Origin of the sequence: Streptomyces sp. NPDC087310, assembly GCF_044744405.1 — a bacterium.
Taxonomy (GTDB): Bacteria; Actinomycetota; Actinomycetes; order Streptomycetales; family Streptomycetaceae; genus Streptomyces.
Genome location: NZ_JBIUYF010000004.1, coordinates 1 through 16,702 on the forward strand (window position 1 = coordinate 1; position 16,702 = coordinate 16,702).

At 71.0% G+C, this 16,702-nt stretch carries 16 protein-coding genes and 1 rRNA gene; 14 read left to right on the plus strand and 3 right to left on the minus strand.

Features of this window, described 5'->3' with window-relative positions; translation table 11 throughout:
* The 9 genes from rrf to ACIO3P_RS15095 all read left to right on the plus strand — a co-directional run.
* Nucleotides 1–92: ribosomal RNA gene (rrf, locus tag ACIO3P_RS15055) — 5S ribosomal RNA — on the plus strand; the annotation flags it as partial.
* A gap of 74 nt (nt 93–166) precedes the next feature.
* On the plus strand, nt 167–853 hold the full coding sequence (locus tag ACIO3P_RS15060; protein ID WP_401854935.1) for an HAD family hydrolase: 687 nt from the start codon (nt 167–169) through the stop codon (nt 851–853).
* 67 nt (nt 854–920) lie between these two features.
* On the plus strand, nt 921–2,129 hold the full coding sequence (locus tag ACIO3P_RS15065) for an MFS transporter (protein WP_401854932.1): 1,209 nt from the start codon (nt 921–923) through the stop codon (nt 2,127–2,129).
* Nucleotides 2,098–3,270 carry an acetoin utilization protein AcuC gene (locus tag ACIO3P_RS15070; RefSeq protein ID WP_401854930.1) on the plus strand — a complete coding sequence of 391 codons (1,173 nt, stop codon included), beginning with the start codon at nt 2,098–2,100 and terminating at the stop codon, nt 3,268–3,270. The genes ACIO3P_RS15065 and ACIO3P_RS15070 overlap by 32 nt, the downstream gene beginning before the upstream one ends.
* Before the next feature lie 121 nt (nt 3,271–3,391).
* Nucleotides 3,392–4,207, plus strand: a complete 816-nt coding sequence (locus ACIO3P_RS15075) for a phosphatase (RefSeq protein ID WP_329822433.1) — start codon at nt 3,392–3,394, stop codon at nt 4,205–4,207.
* Nucleotides 4,208–4,335: 128 nt separating this feature from the next.
* Nucleotides 4,336–4,545, plus strand: a complete 210-nt coding sequence (locus ACIO3P_RS15080; RefSeq protein WP_158575903.1) for a helix-turn-helix domain-containing protein — start codon at nt 4,336–4,338, stop codon at nt 4,543–4,545.
* A 181-nt stretch (nt 4,546–4,726) separates the two neighbouring features.
* The gene (locus ACIO3P_RS15085) at nt 4,727–4,825 is read left to right on the plus strand and encodes a 30S ribosomal protein bS22 (protein ID WP_003948845.1); all 99 of its coding nucleotides are present in this window, start codon (nt 4,727–4,729) and stop codon (nt 4,823–4,825) included.
* A gap of 204 nt (nt 4,826–5,029) precedes the next feature.
* Complete coding sequence (locus tag ACIO3P_RS15090; RefSeq protein ID WP_329822434.1) at nt 5,030–6,076, plus strand: NAD-dependent epimerase/dehydratase family protein; 1,047 nt, start codon at nt 5,030–5,032, stop codon at nt 6,074–6,076.
* The gene (locus tag ACIO3P_RS15095) at nt 6,069–7,166 is read left to right on the plus strand and encodes a lysophospholipid acyltransferase family protein (RefSeq protein WP_329822435.1); all 1,098 of its coding nucleotides are present in this window, start codon (nt 6,069–6,071) and stop codon (nt 7,164–7,166) included. Before ACIO3P_RS15090 ends, ACIO3P_RS15095 begins: the two co-directional genes overlap by 8 nt.
* Nucleotides 7,167–7,293: 127 nt before the next feature.
* Here the strand turns inward: ACIO3P_RS15095 and ACIO3P_RS15100 are convergent, their stop codons facing one another.
* From ACIO3P_RS15100 to ACIO3P_RS15110, 3 genes are all read right to left on the minus strand, one after another.
* On the minus strand, nt 7,294–8,529 hold the full coding sequence (locus tag ACIO3P_RS15100) for a DUF5667 domain-containing protein (RefSeq protein ID WP_329822436.1): 1,236 nt from the start codon (nt 8,527–8,529) through the stop codon (nt 7,294–7,296).
* 308 nt (nt 8,530–8,837) lie between these two features.
* Entirely contained in the window at nt 8,838–9,632 is a 795-nt protein-coding gene (locus tag ACIO3P_RS15105) for an ECF subfamily RNA polymerase sigma factor, BldN family (protein ID WP_329822437.1), read from the minus strand.
* A 393-nt stretch (nt 9,633–10,025) separates the two neighbouring features.
* A complete protein-coding gene (locus ACIO3P_RS15110) occupies nt 10,026–10,982 on the minus strand; it encodes an HAD family hydrolase (protein WP_401796723.1) in 957 nt (318 codons plus the stop codon).
* Between the two features lie 159 nt (nt 10,983–11,141).
* Between ACIO3P_RS15110 and ACIO3P_RS15115 the strand changes: the two genes are divergently transcribed.
* From ACIO3P_RS15115 to ACIO3P_RS15135, 5 genes are all read left to right on the plus strand, one after another.
* Nucleotides 11,142–11,420, plus strand: coding sequence for a glutaredoxin family protein (locus tag ACIO3P_RS15115; protein ID WP_329822439.1), 279 nt, complete (start codon nt 11,142–11,144; stop codon nt 11,418–11,420).
* Between the two features lie 366 nt (nt 11,421–11,786).
* Complete coding sequence (locus tag ACIO3P_RS15120) at nt 11,787–12,605, plus strand: redox-sensing transcriptional repressor Rex (RefSeq protein ID WP_329822440.1); 819 nt, start codon at nt 11,787–11,789, stop codon at nt 12,603–12,605.
* Entirely contained in the window at nt 12,602–13,978 is a 1,377-nt protein-coding gene (locus tag ACIO3P_RS15125; RefSeq protein ID WP_329822441.1) for a glutamyl-tRNA reductase, read from the plus strand. The genes ACIO3P_RS15120 and ACIO3P_RS15125 overlap by 4 nt, the downstream gene beginning before the upstream one ends.
* Nucleotides 13,975–14,988 carry a hydroxymethylbilane synthase gene (gene hemC, locus ACIO3P_RS15130; RefSeq protein WP_401854926.1) on the plus strand — a complete coding sequence of 338 codons (1,014 nt, stop codon included), beginning with the start codon at nt 13,975–13,977 and terminating at the stop codon, nt 14,986–14,988. Before ACIO3P_RS15125 ends, hemC begins: the two co-directional genes overlap by 4 nt.
* Nucleotides 14,985–16,643 carry a uroporphyrinogen-III synthase gene (locus tag ACIO3P_RS15135; protein ID WP_329822443.1) on the plus strand — a complete coding sequence of 553 codons (1,659 nt, stop codon included), beginning with the start codon at nt 14,985–14,987 and terminating at the stop codon, nt 16,641–16,643. Before hemC ends, ACIO3P_RS15135 begins: the two co-directional genes overlap by 4 nt.
* Nucleotides 16,644–16,702 lie beyond the last annotated feature (59 nt).

Consider the following 16,702-nt stretch of genomic DNA (forward strand, 5'->3'; position numbering starts at 1 on the left):
CGCCCGGTTACATTCCGAACCCGGAAGCTAAGCCTCACAGCGCCGATGGTACTGCAGGGGGGACCCTGTGGGAGAGTAGGACGCCGCCGAACAATTATTGTGGGAATGCCCCGCACCTTCTGGTGCGGGGCATTTCTGCGTTCCAGACCCGTTTAGGCTCGGTGGCATGCGCTACGAACTCGTCATCTTCGACAACGACGGTGTCCTCGTCGACAGCGAGCGGCTCTCCAACACCATCCTGGCCGGCTATCTCACCGAGCTTGGCCATCCCACCTCCTACGAGGACTCCCTGAAGGACTTCATGGGGGCCGCAGTGCACCGCGTCCACGATCTCGTACAGGAGCGGACCGGGCAGCGGCTGCCCGCGGACTTCGACGAGGTGCTGCACGCGCGGGTCTTCGCCGCCTTCGAGCGGGAGCTGACGCCGGTCGACGGTGTCGTCGAGGTGATCGAGAAGCTGGCCGCCGATGGTGTGCCGTACTGCCTCGCCTCGTCCGGCAGCCATGAGCGGATCCGGGTCGGGCACCGGAAGACCGGCCTCGACCGGCTGTTCCCGCACCGGGAGAGCGGTGGCGGAACCGGCGGGGAGGACGGCGCGGACAATGTCGTCTTCAGTGCTCAGGACGTCGGGCGGGGGAAGCCGGCGCCCGATCTCTTCCTGCACGCCGCCGCGCGGATGGGCGTCGACCCCGAGCGGTGTGCCGTGGTCGAGGACAGCCCCCTCGGGGTCCGGGCAGCCCAGGCCGCGGGCATGGACGTCTTCGCGTTCACGGCGATGACGCCCGCCGGGAAACTGCCCGGTGCCACCGGGTACTTCGCCAGGATGGCCGAGCTGCCGGGGCTGCTCGCCTGATCCGTTGTCCGATCCGTTGCCTGATCCACCTACCCATGGGTAGACGGGCGTCCTACGCTGTCCGGCCATGACAGATGTGCGTTTGCGGCACGGTCGGTTCTCCCTGGCGCTCAGCTTCTTCGTCCAGGGGGTGAGTTTTGCCCTTCTGGTCACCCGTATCCCCGCCATCCAGGACCGGTACGGGATATCCGACGGTCTCCTCCCCCTCTACCTCGCCGCCGTGCCCGTGCTCGCCGGTGTCGGCAGCGTCGCCACCGAGAAGGTGGTCGCACGGGTACGGCCCGGGCTTGTGCTGCGGTGTTCGCAGCCCGTCGTCCTGCTGGCCCTGCTCGGCGTCGGGGCCGGGGACGCCGTCTGGCAGCTCGCGTTCGCGCTGGGGGCGTTCGGGCTCGCCGTCGGTGCGCTGGACGCGTCGATGAACATGCTCGGCGTCAGTCTCCAGCGGGAGTACGGGCGCAGCATCATGCTCGGTTTCCACGCGGCTTTCAGCCTCGGCGGGATCGCCGGGGCCTCGCTGGCCTGGGCGGGGGCGCACTGGCATCTGCCGCTGCTCGTGTCGTATCTGCCCGTCGTGGTGGTGCTGTTGCCGGCCGCGCTCGTCGGATCCCGCTGGTATGTCGACGCGGTGGATACGGGGAAGGCGGCGGCCGGCGCGGGGGAGGCGGAGAGCCGTACGCCGGTGGCTTTCCGGGTGCTGCTGCCGCTCTGCCTGGTCATGTGCTTCGCGTACATCGGTGACTCCACCGTCTCGAACTGGAGCGCCAAGTACCTCCAGGACGTGCTGGGCAGTTCGGAGGAGCTGGCGACCGTTCCGTACAACGCCTACATGGTCACCACGCTGCTGGGGCGCGCGGTCGGGGATCTCGGGGTGCGGCGGTTCGGGTCGGTGGTCGTCGTGCGGTGCGGGTCCGTGCTGGCGGGGAGCGGGTTCGCCGTGGTGGCGCTGGCTCCCGGGGCGTGGACGGGGATCCTCGGGTTCACGCTGCTGGGGCTCGGGCTGTGTGTACTCGTGCCGCAGACGTTCGCGGCGGCCGGGCGGTTGTTCCCGGGGGCGAGCGACGCGGCCGTGGCCCGGCTCAACGTCTTCAACTACGTGGGGTTTCTGATCGGGTCGCCGCTGGTGGGGGCGTTGGGCGATGCGTGGAGCTACCGCGGGGCGATGCTCGTGCCGATGGTGATGGTCCTCGTGACACTGGTGTACGCCCGCTCGTTCGCCGCGGAGGAGGACCGATACGGTGGCGGGCATGAGCGGGCGCGCACGGTTGATGTGGGATGACGCGGTCACGGCGTACGACTTCGGGCCGAGCCATCCGATGGATCCGGTACGGCTGGCGCTGACCATGGGGTTGGTGCGGGCGTACGGGCTGGACAGAGCGGTCGACGTCGTCGCGGCGCCGCCCGCCGGGGACTCGACGCTGCGGCTCGTCCACCGCCAGGAGTACGTGGACGCGGTACGGCGTGCCTCGCTCGACCCGCGGGCCGCCGAGGCGTCGTACGGGCTCGGGACGGTGGACGATCCGGCGTTCGCGGGGATGCACGAGGCGTCGGCGCTGATCGCCGGGCAGTCGGTGGGCGCGGCGGAGGCGCTGTGGCGCGGGGAGTGCGCGCACGCGGTGAACTTCGCGGGCGGGCTGCACCACGCGATGCCGGCGGCGGCGTCCGGGTTCTGCGTCTACAACGACGCGGCCCTCGCGATCGCGCGCCTGCTGGAGCTGGGCGCGGAGCGGGTCGCGTACGTCGATGTGGACGTGCACCACGGGGACGGTGTGCAGGCGGCGTTCTGGGAGGACCCGCGGGTGCTGACGGTGTCGCTGCACGAGCATCCCCGGACGCTCTTCCCGGCGACCGGCTGGCCTGAGGAGACCGGCGCCGGTGCGGGAGAGGGCGGTGCGGTCAATGTGGCGCTGCCGGCGGGCACGGGGGACGAGGGGTGGCTGCGGGCGTTCCACGCGGTGGTGCCGGAGCTGCTGGCGGACTTCAGGCCCGAGGTGCTGGTGACCCAGCACGGCGCGGACACGCACTTCGAGGATCCGCTCGCGCATCTCGCCGTGTCGCTGGACGCGCAGCGGGCGGTGCAGGCGTCCTGTCACGATCTGGCGCACGAGTACGTGGACGGCGGGCGGTGGCTGGCGCTCGGCGGGGGCGGGTACGCGGTGGTCGATGTGGTGCCGCGGTCCTGGACCCATCTGGTGGGGATCGCGGCGCACGCGCCGGTCGATCCGCTGTCGGAGCTGCCGGAGTCCTGGCGGCACGAGGTGTATGCGCGGACGCGGCAGCGGGGGCCCGGTCGGATGACGGACGGGCGGACGCCGGCCTGGCGGTCGTGGGAGTCGGGGTACGACCCGGCGGACCGGCTGGACCAGGCGGTGCTGGCGACGCGTAAGGCGGCGTTCCCGCTGCGGGGGCTGCTGGCGTAACGGTCGTTCCGTAGCCCCCGCAGTCCGTAGCCCCGTAACCCCGTAGTGGTCGTTACGCCAACCGTGCGGTCTGTCCGGGGTTCCGGCCCGGTGCCTCGGGCAAGGCGGCAGCATCGGTGGGGTGTTGAGCACCGGTGCCCTGCGGGCGCATCTTCTGGCGGCCAGGCTGGCCGGTCCTGTGGCGACGTCGCGCGAGGAGAGCCTGCGCAGTTACCGTCTCTTCGCCGCGCGGGATCCGCGGGTGATGATCGGAATCGATCCCGAATGGGCATGGGACGAACGGGACTTGCTCCGTCTGATGGCCGAGAAGTGCGGGGTGTCGAGCGATTCCGATCATGTGTCGGGGCCTGATGTGATTGATCCGGAGCTGACGCTGAGGGCGCTGGCCGCGTTCGCGGAGCGCTTGCGCGAGGCGGCGGCGCGGCGGATTCCGGTGCTGCTGGGTACGGGGCATCCGCACCGGCTGCTCGGCTTCTACGCGGGGTTGGCAGACGCTTTGTCGGCGGCGGGATGTCTCGTCCTCACCCCGGCGCAGGGGAGATGTATCGACATAACGACCCGGTTCGGGGTACGCACGTACAACCTCGACTACGTACGGGGAGTCGCTCTGGTGCGGGAACCCGGCGTGCGGCGCGCGGGGCGTGAGACCGGCGCACATACCCACTCGCCGCTGCCTGTTCGGGCCGTGCTGGAGGCCCTGGCGGAGGCCGGAGGGCCGCTTCCCGGGCTTGTCGTCGGGGACCACGGGTGGGTCTGCGGGGCAGGTCAGCTCGGTATCGAGGCCATCGGTCTGGCCGACACGGACGATCCCGCGCTCTTCGTCGGGGAGGCGGAGGGGCGGGTGTCGGTGGCCGTTCCGGTTGATGACGCCGTGCGGTCCGATTACTACCTGCCGCTTACACGCTATGTACTCAATCGGGCGTGTCTGTCACAGTAGGCGGCCGAAGGCTGCTCCTCTTCCCCACTCGCATCACCCGCCCCTAGTCTGGGATGTGAGCGCACAGCGACGAAGAGTTACCGGAGGGGAAGCCGGTGGCCGTCGGGTGCGGAAGGTACAGGTGGATCATGGTTGCTGGCGAGAGGCCTCTCAATGAGGTCAAGTTCCTTACCGTGGCGGAGGTCGCCTCGGTGATGCGAGTGTCGAAGATGACCGTGTACCGCTTGGTGCACAGCGGTCATCTGCCGGCGATCCGGGTGGGCAGGTCCTTCCGGGTGCCGGAGCAAGCGGTTCACGAGTACCTCCGCGAGTCCTTTGTGGGGGTCGAGTCCGCGTAGTGCCCGTGACCGGCGGCGTTCGGCCCTCCAGGGCTTGTCGGAGGGCGAATGTCGCCGGGAGGGGGGACCGGGGTTTCCCTCGGATTACGTCCCTCACTCGGCGGCGGGTAGGCTAGGCCGACGTAGGTCGTGTGGGCCCAGACGCCCCGCACCGAGTGAAGAGAAGTGAGCGAGGGTAGTCGTGGGCTCTGTTATCAAGAAGCGGCGTAAGCGGATGGCCAAGAAGAAGCACCGCAAGCTGCTCAAGCGCACCCGCGTTCAGCGTCGCAACAAGAAGTAAGTGCGATAGCTGTACGCGCATTCGTGGCCCTTTCACCGACATGGTGGGAGGGCCACGGTTGTTTGTCGGTCAAAAGTGGGACGCGGCGGGTCCGGCGGTCGTCACATCGTGACGGCCACCCGCTACGGTGACGTGGCGGATCCGGAGGTCCGTGGCGGATCCGGTGGTCTGGCGGATCCGGAGGTCTAGGGGAAGGCGCTGATCTTGGGCAAGGTCGTGCTCGTGACCGGGGCGGCCCGGCAGCTCGGCGGCCGTTTCGTACGGCGCGTGCAACGGGAGTCCGGGGTGGACCGGGTGATCGCCGTGGACGCGGAGACCCCCGGGCACGCGCTGGGCGACGCGGAATTCGTCCGGGCGGACATCCGCCGGCCCGCCATCGCGCGGGTCCTGGCCGAGCACGCGGTCGACACCGTCGTCCATCTCGATGTGACGGGGACTCCGCTGGGCGCGGGCGGCCGGGCGGCGGTCAAGGAGACCAATGTCATCGGCACGATGCAGCTCCTCGGCGCTTGTCAGAAGTCGCCGTCCGTACAGCGGCTGGTGGTGAAGTCCAGTACGAGCGTCTACGGCTCGGCGCCCCGGGACCCGGCGGTCTTCCTGGAGACCACACCGCCGAAGTCGCTGCCGAGCGGCGGCTTCGCCAAGGACGCGGTGGAGGTCGAGGGGTACGTACGCGGCTTCGCGCGCCGCAGGCCCGACGTGGCGGTCTGTGTGCTGCGCTTCGCGAACATCCTGGGGCCCTCCGCGGACTCCCCGCTCGCCGAGTACCTCTCGCTGCCCGTCCTGCCGACGGTCTTCGGCTACGACCCGCGGCTCCAGTTCGTGCACGAGGACGACGCGCTCGACGTCCTGCTGATCGCGTCGGAGGCGCCGCGGCGCGGGACGCTCAACAGCGGCACGTTCAACGTGGCCGGGGACGGCGTGCTGACCCTCTCGCAGTGCTCACGGCGCCTCGGACGGCCCACCGTGCCGGTTCCGCTGCCGGCGGTGACCTGGGTCGGTACGGCACTGCGTGCGGTCGGGGTGACGGACTTCTCGCCGGAGCAGATCCGGCTGCTCACGCACGGCCGGGTCGTCAGTACGGTCCAGATGCGCGAGACACTGGGCTTCGTACCGTCGTATACGACCGCGGAGGCTTTCGCGGACTTCGCGCGCGGCCGGGACGCCGGGCTGCTGCCGCCGGAGACGGTGGGCCGTACCGTCGACCGTCTCTCCACCCTCGTGAGCAAGGAGCGCCCCGGACATGGCTGATGCCAAGGTCATCCCCTTCGGAGAGGAGCCGAGGTCGCGGCGCGGCGGCGGTTCGGGCGGCGGGACGGGCCCGGGCTCCGGGGGCGGTGGCGGCCGGCGGCAGCATTCCGGCAAGGACGGTGCGTCGCGGCGCGCTCAGGGGCCGCTGACGCCCGTACCGGAGCCACGGGCGGGCGACGGGCCCGAGGACGGCGAGCGGGCCGGGACGCAGGACTCCGGGGCGCCGGTGGCGGCCACGGAGGACGGCGCGGGGGGCTGGGAGCGGCGGCTCGCGGGCGGGCTGGCGTTTCTGCGCCGCCGGGTCACCGGCGAGTACGAGGTCGACGAGTTCGGCTACGACAAGGAACTGACCGACCAGGTCCTGATGTCGCTGATCCGGCCGCTGTACGAAAAGTACTTCCGTGTCGAGGTGAAGGGCATCGAGAACATTCCGTCGGACGGCGGGGCGCTCGTGGTGGCCAACCACTCGGGCACGCTGCCGCTGGACGGGCTGATGATGCAGGTCGCCGTCCATGACAACCATCCGGCGGACCGGCATCTGCGGCTGCTCGCGGCGGACCTGGTCTTCATGATGCCGGTCGTCAACGAGCTGGCCAGGAAGGCCGGGCACACACTGGCGTGCGCGGAGGACGCGGAGCGGCTGCTGCTGGCCGGTGAGGTCGTCGGGGTGATGCCGGAGGGGTTCAAGGGGCTCGGGAAGCCGTTCGGCGACCGGTACAAGCTGCAGCGCTTCGGCCGGGGCGGGTTCGTCTCGACGGCGCTGCGGGCGGGGGTGCCGATCGTGCCGTGCTCGATCGTGGGCGCCGAGGAGATCTATCCGATGATCGGCAACGCGCGCACGCTGGCGCGGCTGCTGGGGCTCCCGTACTTCCCGGTCACGCCGACCTTCCCGTGGCTGGGGCCGCTGGGCGCGCTGCCGCTGCCGACGAAGTGGACGATCCAGTTCGGTGAGCCGATCCCGACGGACGGCTATCCGCCGGAGGCGGCGGAGGATCCGATGCTGATGTTCAACCTGACGGATCAGGTCCGCGAGCAGATCCAGCACACGCTCTACAAGCTGCTGGTGCAGCGGCGGTCCGTCTTCTTCTGATTCTGATTCTGAGCCGTTTCCGCTGCCCTGTACGGACTGTCTTGACCCTCTTGCACTGTCTTCTCGCTGTTCCGGTGGGCCGGACGGGCCTGTTGTGGCCCGCCCGCCCGGCCCACCGGGCCGAACCCTAGTCGGCGTCCTCCGCCTTGATGCCGAGCCCTGGGAGCAGGTCGGGCAGCAGGGGCGGGATCGTGATGTCGGGGCCGGGGCGGTCCGTGCTGTTGTCGTTCTCGGACGGCGAGGGGGTGACGCTGTTCTGCGGCGGGTCGAGCAGGCCGCCCGTAGCGCCGCCGAGCAGGCCGTCCTCGGACGAGGTGGACGAGCCGGGGCTCGACGGGTCCGGCCGCTCCTCGGTGTGTGCGGAGCCGCTGTCCGTACCGCCGCTCCTGCTCGGGGTGGCGGGTGCGGGGTGGTCCTTCCGCGGGTGGCCGCCCCCCGTGGAGTCCTGGGTGGAGCCGGGGCGGGTGGTGTTCCGGTGTTTCTCGGGTGCCTGGGGCAGGAGGGACTGGAGCGGGGCGACCTCTTGGTCTATGGCGTCGAACACCGAACTCACTTCGTTGCCGACGTCCGTGAGCTGGAGGGGGAGCCGGTCGCGCAGCCCGTTCCAGGTCTGGCGGTGCGAGGCGGAGAACGAGGAGAGAGTGGCGATCGGGCCGAGCGAGCCGTCCCGTTCGTAGGCTTCGTGGAGCAGCCGGTGGCCCTCGGTGACATCGTGTTTCATTCCGCCCAGGGTGCGGCGGATCTCGCCCAGGGATTCGTGGTCCAACTGGCCGGAGCGGCCTCGCTCCATCAGCCGGCGTGCCTCGCTGAGGCGGGTCGAGGCGTGGTCGAGGTAGAGCTCGCCGCGGTCGGACTCGTCGCCCGCCAGGTTGAGCTTGAAGTCCTCCATGCCGCGCTTCAGCCCGTACAGCGAGTCACCGGGCAGGGCGTCGGAGCTGGCGGCGGCCACACCGCCGAAGGCACCCGCGGCCACCCCGACCGTGAGCCCGCCGGCCGCGAGCCCCTTGGTCCAGCGGGATCTCGGCCGCAGTTTGCGCAGCGGGGACGCGCGGTGGGCGCCGCGGCCCGACCTCCGCTGCTCGGGCACCGTAGGGCTCGGCCTCACCTCCCCCGTGGCTGTGCCCTCCAGCAGCATGGCCTCCATGGCGGCCACGAGCTGAGCCCGCTGCACCACTTTGACCTCGGGGTCCAGCGTGGGTTTCGGCAGTTCACCGAGACCACTCGCCAGGGCCAACAGCCGCCCCTGTCCGGCCGGTTCGGCCGAATCGGCGGGCTGTTCGGCCGCCGCGCCCTGGAGCGTCTGGTCGTCCAGGGCCTGGGCGAAGGCGTTCGCCCGCCGGTGTGCCGAAACGTTCGCGATCACTGGCGGCACCTCCTCTCGTCATGACGATCGACTCCCCTGGGGGTCCGGAAGGTTGCACGCCTTGAGCGCATCCACACGAAAGAGTGAGTGGCTGCGGGCATGGCGTGACCGCAGGGAGCCTGCATCCCGCACAACGAGCGGCGCGGCACTTGGGTTACGGACGGAGGATGATCGGACCAGTGCGTCATCGAGGCGTCACCGACTGTGAGTTGGGTCCGTGGCGGCGGCGGGCGTGGGGGTGGGTGCAGGTGTGGGGGTGGATGTGGGGGTGGATGTGGGGGTAGGGGCGGTGCCGGGCGCGGGGCGGGTCAGCGGGCGTCTTCGGGGAGCAGTCGGGCGAGGGTACGGACTGCCCGGTACTGCAAGGTTTTGATCGCTCCTTCGTTCTTGCCCATGACCCGGGCGGTCTCGGCGACCGAGAGGCCCTGGAGGAAGCGCAGCGTGACGCACTCCTGCTGCTGGGGGTTGAGCTTCCGTACGGCTTCGAGGAGCGCCGCGTTCGAGAGGGACTCCAGGACGGAGTCCTCGGGGCTGCGCTCGACCTCGTTGGCGTCGAGCATCTCGCCGGTGGTCACTTCCAGCCGGAAGCGGCTCGACTTGAAGTGGTCGGCGACCAGGTTCCTGGCGATCGTGACCAGCCAGGCGCCGAAGTCACGGCCCTGCCAGGTGAAGGTGGAGATGCGGCGCAGGGCGCGCAGAAACGTCTCGCTGGTGAGGTCTTCGGCGGTCGCCTTTCCGCCCACGCGGTAGTAGATGTAGCGGTAGACGGTGTCGCTGTACTGGTCGTACAGCCGGCCGAAGGCTTCGGCCTCACCGGCCTGGGCGCGCTCGACTAACTCCATCATGCGGGCGCTGTCGCTGTCGGCGCTGGGCCGGCGGGCGGTGGTCGAGGCGGCGGAGCTGCTGCGGCCGCCCCGTCTGCTGACGGCCGCACCACCACTCGCCAGGGCGTAACAAGGTCCGATAGGGCCGCTCTCGGCAGGGGCCGGTGCGGCGAAGGCGGGGACGGCGTACGCGGTGGGGACGAAGCCGCGCAAGTGGTCGAGGACCGTTGCGCGCAGCGTAGCCAGGCCCGAGGCGTCAACCCCGACGTGTGGGTACACGGGACTCCCAGAGGCAGAGCTTCCATCACGTGCAGTGCGGGACCGTTCACCCGTCGTGGCGACGCGTGGGGTCCGGTATGCGTCTGAGGAGAATAACGCTTCGTACAGGCAGCGCTACACCCAGTTGCTCAAATCATCGATTACGTCGCTTCCGTGCCGCCTAGGAGGCGGATTTAGTAGCACATCGTGACCATTTACTGATCGGATTGCGTCAAGATCTGCTTGCTCTCGTGATGGGTTGTGCCTGAGTGACGGCGTGCAGATGTGCGGACGGCCCCGCGGGTGTTCCCACGGGGCCGTCCGTTGTGGCGAATGTGCCGACGAGCGTGTCGTCCGGTTGACGGGGTGTCCAGGCCCGGTTGACGCGAGCCTGGGGGCCTGGCGGCCGGGGTGTCAGCGCCGGCGGCGGTGCAGGGCGACCGCGGCGGCCGTGCCGCCGGCGAGGGCGCCGACCCCGGCCGCGGCGGGGATGCCGACCTTGGCCGCCTTGCGGCCGGTGCGGTAGTCGCGCAGCCGCCAGTCCAGTTTCCGCGCGTGCTTGCGGAGTTTGGCGTCCGGGTTGATCGCGTACGGGTGTCCGACCAGGGAGAGCATCGGGATGTCGTTGTGCGAGTCGCTGTACGCGGCGCAGCGGTCCAGGTCGAGGTTCTCGGCGGCGGCGAGCGCGCGGACGGCCTCGGCCTTGGCGGGGCCGTGCAGCGGTTCGCCGACGAGCCGGCCGGTGTAGACGCCGTCGACCGACTCGGCGACGGTGCCGAGGGCGCCGGTCAGGCCGAGGCGGCCGGCGATGATCGTGGCGGTCTCGACGGGCGCGGCGGTCACCAGCCACACCTGCTGGCCGGCGTCCAGGTGGGCCTGGGCGAGGGCGCGGGTGCCGGGCCAGATGCGGTCGGCCATGTACTCGTCGTAGACCTCCTCGCCGATGGACATCAGCTCGGAGACCCGGTGGCCCTTGACGATGGACAGGGCGCTCTCGCGGGCGTCCTGCATATGGGCCGGGTCCTCGACGCCGGCGAGCCGGAACCAGGTCTGCTGCCAGGCGAAGCGGGCCAGCTCGCGGCGCTGGAAGAACTTCCGTTTGTACAGGCCGCGGCCGAGGTGGTAGATCGCGGCGCCCTGCATCACGGTGTTGTCGAGGTCGAAGAAGGCGGCGGCGCGGTCGTCCCCGGCGACGGGGAAGTCCGGCGCCTCGTCGGCCGTGCCGGCGGCGGATTCCCCGCCCCGCGCCTCGCGCGCTTCCTGCGCCTCCTGCGTGGACTTGAGTCCTGCCTCGGCTGCGGCCTCGCCTGCGAGCACGCTCCTCGCGGTGGCGGAGCGCTTACGGGGGGTGAGCCATCCCAGTGCGGCCATAGCGTGAGCATAGCCATTCTGTTCGGTGGTTCCGGACGGGCGGGGACGACGGGGGGTGAACTCTCCGCGACCTGTGCGTTAATGCGGTGATCATGCCAATGAGGCCCGGTTGTGGACAACCGCCGGGTCCCGGCGCCCGCCGGGCGGACAATGGGGTCCATGAGTCCTTTGTTGCGGCGTACGACGAAGAAGAAGGCCGGCGAGCGGAGGGTGACGCTTGTCTCGAAGCCGGGGTGTCATCTCTGTGACGACGCCCGCGCGGTCGTCGAGGCGGTCTGTGCCGAGACCGGTGCTTCCTGGGAGGAGAAGGACATCACGCGGGACGAGGCGCTGCACCGTACGTACTGGGAGCAGATCCCGGTGGTTCTGGTCGACGGCGAGCAGCACACGTTCTGGCGCGTGGACGCGGAGCGGCTCCGGCGCGAACTGGGGGCGTGACGCGAAAGACGGTTACCATCGTGGGCGCTTTGCAGGCTTCTCTTCGGTGATCATTTCGCCGCGCGCCATCCGGGCGCGGGGTGGCTCGCCGCCGGTGCCGGGGTGGGTACCGGGAGTGTGTGGGGAGCGGTCGCGGGGGCGTATTCGTGAGGAGTGTGTGCGGTTTTGCCCCCTTCGTGTGTGCAACGGGCTGAAGCGGTCCCCGGTTCCGGGATGGCCGGATCGGGACGCGTGACCCCGGTCACTTTGCTCGGACAAAGCGGACACAATCTTTGTGCACGCGTTCACAAAGACATAGCCTGCATTCGACGGGGCGGTCCTGGGACATACGGCCGCCTGCAGCCCAGCTCATCCCGTTGGAGCACCGTGGCAACTGGCCGAACTCACCGACCGGCGACCCGTAGCCGAGGAATCCCCGAGGCCACCGTCGCCAGGCTTCCGCTGTATCTGCGGGCGCTGACCGCTCTCTCCGAGCGTTCCGTACCCACGGTCTCCTCCGAAGAGCTCGCCACCGCCGCCGGGGTCAACTCCGCGAAGCTGCGCAAGGACTTCTCGTACCTCGGCTCCTACGGGACCCGCGGTGTGGGCTACGACGTCGAGTACCTCGTCTACCAGATCTCGCGTGAGCTGGGGCTGACCCAGGACTGGCCGGTCGTGATCGTCGGTATCGGTAACCTCGGCGCCGCGCTCGCCAACTACGGAGGGTTCGCCTCCCGTGGCTTCCGGGTCGCCGCGCTGATCGACGCGGACCCCGCCATGGCGGGCAGGCCCGTCGCCGGGATCCCCGTCCAGCACACGGACGAGCTGGAGACGATCATCAGCGACAACGGCGTCTCGATCGGGGTCATCGCGACCCCCGCGGGCGCCGCCCAGCAGGTCTGTGAGCGGCTGGTCGCCGCCGGTGTCACCTCGATCCTGAACTTCGCGCCGACCGTGCTGTCCGTGCCCGAAGGCGTGGACGTCCGCAAGGTCGACCTCTCCATCGAACTCCAGATCCTCGCCTTCCACGAGCAGCGCAAGGCCGGTGAGGGCGCCGCCGCCGAGGCCGCCCTCGCGGCGATGACGCCCGCCGAGCGCGCGTCCACCGCGGGCGTGGCCGAGACGACATCGGCGCCTCCGGCCGACACCGCCCCCTCCGGCCGGAAGGGACCCGACGGGGACGTCCCCGCGGTGATGCCGGCATGAGTCTCCTGGTCGTCGGACTGAGTCACCGCAGCGCGCCGGTGAGCGTCCTCGAACACGCGTCGCTCTCCGCGGACGCGCAGGTCAAGCTGTTGCAGGACACGCTCGCCGCGGAGCCGGCGACCGAGGCCACCGTCCTCGCCACCTGCAACCGCATCGAGCTGTACGCCGACGTCGACAAGTTCCACGCCGGGGTCGCCGAGCTGTCCACCCTCCTCGCCCAGCACAGCGGCGTCGGGCTGGACGAGCTGACCCCCTATCTCTACGTGCACTACGAGGACCGCGCCGTCCACCACCTCTTCTCGGTGGCCTGCGGTCTGGACTCGATGGTCGTCGGCGAGGGCCAGATCCTCGGCCAGATCAAGGACACGCTGGCGCTCGGCCAGGAGCTGCACACCGCGGGCCGTCTCCTCAACGACCTGTTCCAGCAGGCCCTGCGGGTCGGCAAGCGGGCCCACAGCGAGACCGGGATCGACCGGGCCGGGCAGTCGCTCGTCACCTTCGGCCTCGAACAGCTCGCCACCGGCACCGACGTGGACGCCTGGGCCAGGGGCAAGCGCGCGCTGGTGATCGGCGCGGGCTCCATGTCCTCGCTGGCCGCCGCGACCCTCGCCCGCGCCGGGGTCGCCGAGATCGTCGTCGCCAACCGCACGGCCGCCCGGGCCGAGCGGCTCGTACAGATCCTCGACCAGTACAGCCTGACCGCGCCCGGCGGGCGGGCCTTCGCGGCCCGCGCCGTGGACATGGCCGCCGTCCCCGGCGAGCTGGCCCACGCCGATGTCGTCGTCTCCTGCACGGGCGCCACCGGCCTCGTCCTGACGGCCGACGCCGTCGAGGACGCGCTGCGGACCCGTGGCTGCCCGGCGCCGCTCGCCCTTCTCGACCTCGCCATGCCCCGCGACATCGACGCCGGGGCGCACCGCCTCGACGGCGTACGGCTGGTGGACATCGAGACGCTGGCCGAGGCGTCCGCCGACGCGCCCATGGCCGCCGACGTCGACCAGGTCCGCACCATCGTCTCCGACGAGGTGGCGGCCTTCGGCGCCGCCCAGCGCGCCGCCCACATCACCCCGACCGTGGTCGCGCTGCGCGCCATGGCCGCCGACGTGGTGAACAGCGAGGTCGCCCGCCTCGAAAGCAGGCTCCCCGGCCTCGACGAGAAACAGCGCGCCGAGGTCACCAGGACCGTGCGCCGCGTTGTCGACAAACTCCTGCACGCGCCCACCGTGCGGGTCAAGCAGCTCGCCAGCGAGCCCGGCGGCGCCGGGTACGCGGACGCGCTGCGCGAACTCTTCGACCTCGACCCGCAGACGGTCGCCGCCGTCAGCCGGGCCGACCTGAATGACACCGACGGTGTAGGCAGAGGGCGAGTATGACCGAGAAGGCACCGAGGCCCGAGACGGCCTCACAGCCCGAGGAGCCGTTGAGGCCCGACAAGGCCCTGAGGCTGGGCACGAGGCGCAGCAAGCTCGCCATGGCGCAGTCCGGCCAGGTGGCGGAGGCGGTGCGCCGGCTCACCGGGCGCCCCGTCGAGCTGGTCGAGATCACCACGTACGGCGACACCTCGCGCGAGCACCTGGCGCAGATCGGCGGTACGGGCGTCTTCGTCACCGCGCTGCGTGACGCGCTGCTGCGCGGCGAGGTCGACTTCGCCGTGCACTCGCTCAAGGACCTGCCGACGGCGCAGCCCGACGAGCTGACGCTGGCGGCCGTGCCGCGCCGCGAGGACCCCAGGGACGCGCTGATCGCCCGGGACGGGCTGCTCTTCAAGGGGCTGCCCGACGGGGCGCGCGTCGGTACGGGGTCGCCGCGCCGCGCGGCGCAGCTCAACGCGTACGCGCGCAGTCACGGGCTGACCATAGAGACCGTGCCGATCCGCGGGAACATAGACACCCGGATCGGCTTCGTCCGCAGCGGGGAGCTCGACGCCGTCGTGCTCGCCGCCGCCGGACTCCATCGCATCGGCAGGTCGGACGAAGTCACCGACCTCCTGCCGGTCGACACCGTTTTGCCGGCCCCCGGCCAGGGGGCCCTCGCAGTGGAGTGCGCCGCGGTCAACGTGGACCTCGCCGCTGTGCTCGCCGGGCTCGACGACCCGTACACCCGGGTCGCCGTGACCGCCGAGCGTTCCCTGCTCGCCGCCCTGGAGGCCGGCTGCAGCGCACCTGTGGGTGCGCTGGCCGACCTGCTGGCCGACGGACAGGTTGTCAACGAAATGCGCCTGCGCGGCGTCGTCGGCACGACCGACGGCTCGACGCTGGTGCAGCAGTCCATCACCGGTCCCGTACCCACGTCGCTCGACGACGCGCTCGCGCTCGGGCGCGAACTCGCGTCCGGGATGCTCGCCAAGGGTGCGGCCGGTCTTATGGGGGAGCGAGCACATTGAGCCCCACCACCGACCTTCCGGCCTGCTCCGCATCGGGGCACGTCACCTTCCTAGGTGCCGGACCCGGAGATCCGGGTCTGCTGACACTCCGCGCCGTCGAGGCGCTCGCGGGGGCTGACGTACTGATCGCCGAGCCTGATGTGCTCGACGTCGTACGGAGCCATGCGAGGGCGGGCGTGAGCACCCCCGCGTTGACGGTTGTTGACGATGCGTCAGCAGCCGCCGGGATCCCCGCGATCCGGGATGCGGCCAATATTGTCATGGAGGCCGCGCGGGGCGGCAGGCGGGTGGTCCGTGCGGTCGCGGGCGATCCCGGGCTCGACGGCGACGCGGGCACGGAGATGCTCGCCTGCGCCACCGCGGGCATCCCCTTCGAGGTCGTCCCCGGCGTCGCCGCCGCGGTCGGTGTGCCGGCGTACGCCGGGGTACCGCTGCGCGACGCCCAGGGCACCGATGTACGCATGGTGGACGCGAGGACCGCCAGCGAGCGCTGCTGGAGCGAGGTCGGCGCCAGCGACGGCACGGTCGTCATCTCCACCACCCTGGAGTCGGTGGCCGCCGCCGCCGGTGAGCTGGTCGCGGCCGGCCGTAAGCCGGACACCCCGCTGACCGTCACCGTCGCCGGTACCACCACGCGCCAGCGGACGTGGAACGCGACGCTCGGGACGATCGCGCAGGTCCTGAAGCAGGCCAAGGTGCTGCCCTCCCCGGAGGGACACCGGCCGGTCATAGCCGTGGTCGGTGAGCGCAGCGCCGCGGCACAGCGCGACCAGCTCGCGTGGTTCGAGTCCAAGCCGCTGTTCGGCTGGAAGGTGCTCGTCCCGCGCACGAAGGAGCAGGCCGCCTCGCTCTCCGACCAGCTCAGGTCGTACGGCGCGGTGCCGCACGAGGTCCCGACCATCGCGGTCGAGCCGCCGCGTACGCCCCAGCAGATGGAGCGCGCGGTCAAGGGCCTGGTCACGGGCCGCTACGAGTGGATCGCGTTCACCTCGGTCAACGCGGTCAAGGCCGTACGGGAGAAGTTCGAGGAGTACGGGCTCGACGCCCGTGCCTTCGCCGGGATCAAGGTCGCCGCGGTGGGCGAGCAGACCGCCGCTTCGCTCGTCGACTTCGGCGTGAAGCCCGACCTCGTACCGTCCGGTGAGCAGTCCGCCGCCGGGCTGCTGGAGGACTGGCCGCCGTACGACCCGGTCTTCGACCCGATCGACCGGGTGTTCCTGCCGCGCGCCGACATCGCCACGGAGACGCTGGTGGCGGGGTTGATCGAGCTGGGCTGGGAGGTCGACGACGTCACGGCGTACCGCACCGTGCGCGCCTCGCCGCCGCCGGCCGAGACCCGTGAGGCGATCAAGGGCGGCGGGTTCGACGCCGTGCTGTTCACCTCGTCCTCGACGGTCCGGAACCTGGTCGGTATCGCGGGCAAGCCGCACAACGTGACGGTGATCGCGTGCATCGGCCCCGCGACGGCGAAGACCGCCGAGGAGCACGGGCTGCGCGTCGACGTCCTGGCGCCGGAGCCGTCGGTGCACAAGCTGGCGGAGGCGCTGGCCGCGTTCGGCACGCAGCGCCGGGAGGCGGCCAAGGAGGCGGGCGAAACGGTCACCCGGCCGAGCGAGCGCCGTCCCGGCAGCAGGAGACGCCGTACGACGACCTGAGGTCCGTACGGGAGAGACATGGAGCGCGGCCCGGTCGCTGAGGCGGCCGGGCCGCGCTC

Bases quoted from the DNA above. Each gene is read 5' to 3' on its own strand.
- ACIO3P_RS15060 (WP_401854935.1), top strand. From the start codon at position 167: ATGCGCTACGAACTCGTCATCTTCGACAACGACGGTGTCCTCGTCGAC.
- ACIO3P_RS15065 (WP_401854932.1), top strand. From the start codon at position 921: ATGACAGATGTGCGTTTGCGGCACGGTCGGTTCTCCCTGGCGCTCAGC.
- ACIO3P_RS15070 (WP_401854930.1), top strand. From the start codon at position 2,098: ATGAGCGGGCGCGCACGGTTGATGTGGGATGACGCGGTCACGGCGTAC.
- ACIO3P_RS15080 (WP_158575903.1), top strand. From the start codon at position 4,336: ATGGTTGCTGGCGAGAGGCCTCTCAATGAGGTCAAGTTCCTTACCGTG.
- ACIO3P_RS15095 (WP_329822435.1), top strand. From the start codon at position 6,069: ATGGCTGATGCCAAGGTCATCCCCTTCGGAGAGGAGCCGAGGTCGCGG.
- ACIO3P_RS15110 (WP_401796723.1), bottom strand. From the start codon at position 10,982: ATGGCCGCACTGGGATGGCTCACCCCCCGTAAGCGCTCCGCCACCGCG.
- ACIO3P_RS15115 (WP_329822439.1), top strand. From the start codon at position 11,142: ATGAGTCCTTTGTTGCGGCGTACGACGAAGAAGAAGGCCGGCGAGCGG.
- ACIO3P_RS15125 (WP_329822441.1), top strand. From the start codon at position 12,602: ATGAGTCTCCTGGTCGTCGGACTGAGTCACCGCAGCGCGCCGGTGAGC.
- hemC (WP_401854926.1), top strand. From the start codon at position 13,975: ATGACCGAGAAGGCACCGAGGCCCGAGACGGCCTCACAGCCCGAGGAG.